This is a genomic window from Cellvibrio sp. (assembly GCF_053579595.1).
Genome location: NZ_JBRFPI010000514.1, coordinates 1 through 2,495 on the forward strand (window position 1 = coordinate 1; position 2,495 = coordinate 2,495).

Below are 2,495 nucleotides of genomic sequence, written 5' to 3' on the forward strand. Positions count from 1 at the left end.
GTAAGTTGGTGGGATTGTGCTTGGTCAAAAACATCTTGAAGTAGACCGGGACTTTCTCACCGATGCTGCTTGCACCTGCAGTTAGGCGCAGTAATTCAATACCGGCACTCAAATCGAAGTCAGTGGAGTTGATCACGATCGGCTTGCGTGGAGAGAAGCTAACGCTGTTGTTGGCATGCTTGATCACCAGGGCATCAAACGTCAGGGGTTTGATCACACCGTGCAGGATCAAGCTGCCGCTGAGGTTCAGGGTGCTGGTGCTGCCCGCGGCCATGGCATCGAGCGCGGCGAGATCCAACTGAGTAGTGACGTGCAGATTGGGCAGGTAGCTGGATTCAAACAACATGCTCTGCATGCGTGTATCGCGGATAGCTACCCCGGTCAAAATACTGGCGAGCGGGATAGTCAAGGTTGCTTGGCCGCTGCTTGAAACAGTGCCTTGCAGTTGGCCAAAGGTGAATGTTTCCGCGACATCGGTATTTTTGACCGATACAAAGTTGAGCACCGATTTGCTGTCGTTTAGCAACCAGCGAGCGGCGTTTGCGGGAAGGCTACTGCTGCTGGTACTGCGACTGGTAGTGAAGCCACTGCTGGTGCTCCGGCTGCTACTTGTGGTTGGAAGGCTGCTAGGTGCACTGCTGCTGGCGGTACCGCCACAGGCAACACCGTTGAGAGTGAAGCTGGTGGGTTTGGCGCCCGGGGCGTTGGTGTGGGTAAAGCCAAAAGCGACCGTACCATTGGCTGGCAAGTTGCCGTTGTATCCCGCATTTTTTACACACACGTTTTTACCACTTGTGGTGTAACTGCCGTTCCATAGGTTGTTAATTACTTCGTTGCCGTTAAATGTCCAACAAAGCTGCCAACTGGTTTTGGCGGCGCTGGTATTGGTGATAACCAAATCCTGCTGCCCACCATTACCCCAGGAATTGGTAGTGGTGTAATTCACACTACAGGCACCCTGTGCGAATGTGCTGCCGGAGGCTATCAGCCCCAGGGAAAGCATCGATAATTTCAATAATTTTTTCATCTCGATTTTCTCCAGTCCGATTAACGGGCGTCATAGACGAGGGTGAAATCCACGGGTACCGCCGAGCTAATCGAAGCGATACCGACTGCAGCGCGCAATGCCTCTACGCCGGCAGCGAGCGCGTAATCCGGCGCATTCACCACAATGGGCGAGAGGTTTTGAACGAGGATGCGGGTGGCAGACAGCCGCTGCACCGACACTTTGGTTGTGACAGGGGAGGTCACACCATGCAGGTCGAGGTTCGCGGTGAGCTGGATTTCACTGGTGTCACCCACAGCAAGGTTGGTGAGCAATCCACTGGGCAAATTGAGTGTGGCGGTGGCGGTTGGGAAGCTGGTGATCTGGAAGAGCAGATCGCGCATGCGTTCATCGCGCAGGGCAATATTGGTATTTACGCTGCTGAGGTCGATCGCCAAAGTAGCAACACCCGTCGCACTGATGGCGCCGCTAATGCGGGTGAAGTTGTGTACTTCAACATTGTGGGTGTTTTTGGTAGTGACAAAGTTCAGGTAAGACGCGCTGCTATCCAGATTCCATGTGGCCGTGTTAACGGCTGAAGAGCTGGAGCTACTGCTGGAGCTGGGAGCAATTGACGAAGATGAAACAACCGAAGATGAAATTGCCGAGCTGCTTGCTCGCGATGATGAGGCTGCAGAGGAAGACATTGGTGTCGTACAAGCGGTGCCATTGATAACAGGTACTTCAGCGGCTGCTGCTCCCTTTGTCCCCTGTACACCAAACTCTACTGTCTGGTTGGGTTGGATGGTGCTATTCCAACTGAGGCTTTTGGCGTTGTAGGTGTTGCTGCCCGTGAGGGTGGTGTTGTAACTGCTGGTGATACGATTGTCGCCACTATAGCGCCAATTGATATCCCAGCCGTTGATAGCGCTAGCACCTGAGTTGGTTATTTTTATGGTGGCGGAAAACCCGTTGCCCCACTGATTGGTTACCATATATTGGCAACCTGCATAAGCTTGGGTGGATAACACGGATAGTGTTAAAAAACCCCATAATGCATAGATGGTGCGGTTTTTAGCACCTGCCATGCGAGGGGTTATTGCAGAAGCGTTGAAGCTGCTCATAGTTTCTTCCTCGAAAGTAAATGCCGAATCACTTCGGCACGGTTGTAACGCCTGACCTATTATTTACACCACAATGATTGCGCTATCATTTTTACATCGAACGAAACCACAGGAATGATTTCTTAGGGATGTCATTGCGATGAAATAGGATAAACACGCAGCTTGTTAGCAATGTAGGTCACTAACAGATCGATACGTGTGATAAACCGCTGTGGAGGCAATCTAAGATAGCGCCGCTGTCATTGGGTGGGTGACAGACAAATTTATTGTTATTTTTTAAATGCGAATTTATTGCATAGATGAAAATAGGGTGATTTATGCAATACGTCAGCGCTTGGTATTCTCTTAAAAAAACTATTTGATAGAAAGAAAATATTCAATGTGGT

General features: G+C 50.7%; 2 protein-coding genes. Both read right to left on the reverse strand.

Annotated features, from left to right (window positions below):
- Positions 1-1,027 (reverse strand): cellulose binding domain-containing protein (locus tag ACWA6V_RS20545; RefSeq protein WP_449524232.1); only part of this gene is annotated, 1,027 nt, incomplete at its 3' end.
- Positions 1,028-1,047: 20 nt separating this feature from the next.
- Complete coding sequence (locus tag ACWA6V_RS20550; protein WP_449524233.1) at positions 1,048-2,109, reverse strand: cellulose binding domain-containing protein; 1,062 nt, start codon at positions 2,107-2,109, stop codon at positions 1,048-1,050.
- Positions 2,110-2,495 lie beyond the last annotated feature (386 nt).

Bases quoted from the DNA above. Each gene is read 5' to 3' on its own strand.
- ACWA6V_RS20550 (WP_449524233.1), bottom strand. From the start codon at position 2,109: ATGAGCAGCTTCAACGCTTCTGCAATAACCCCTCGCATGGCAGGTGCT.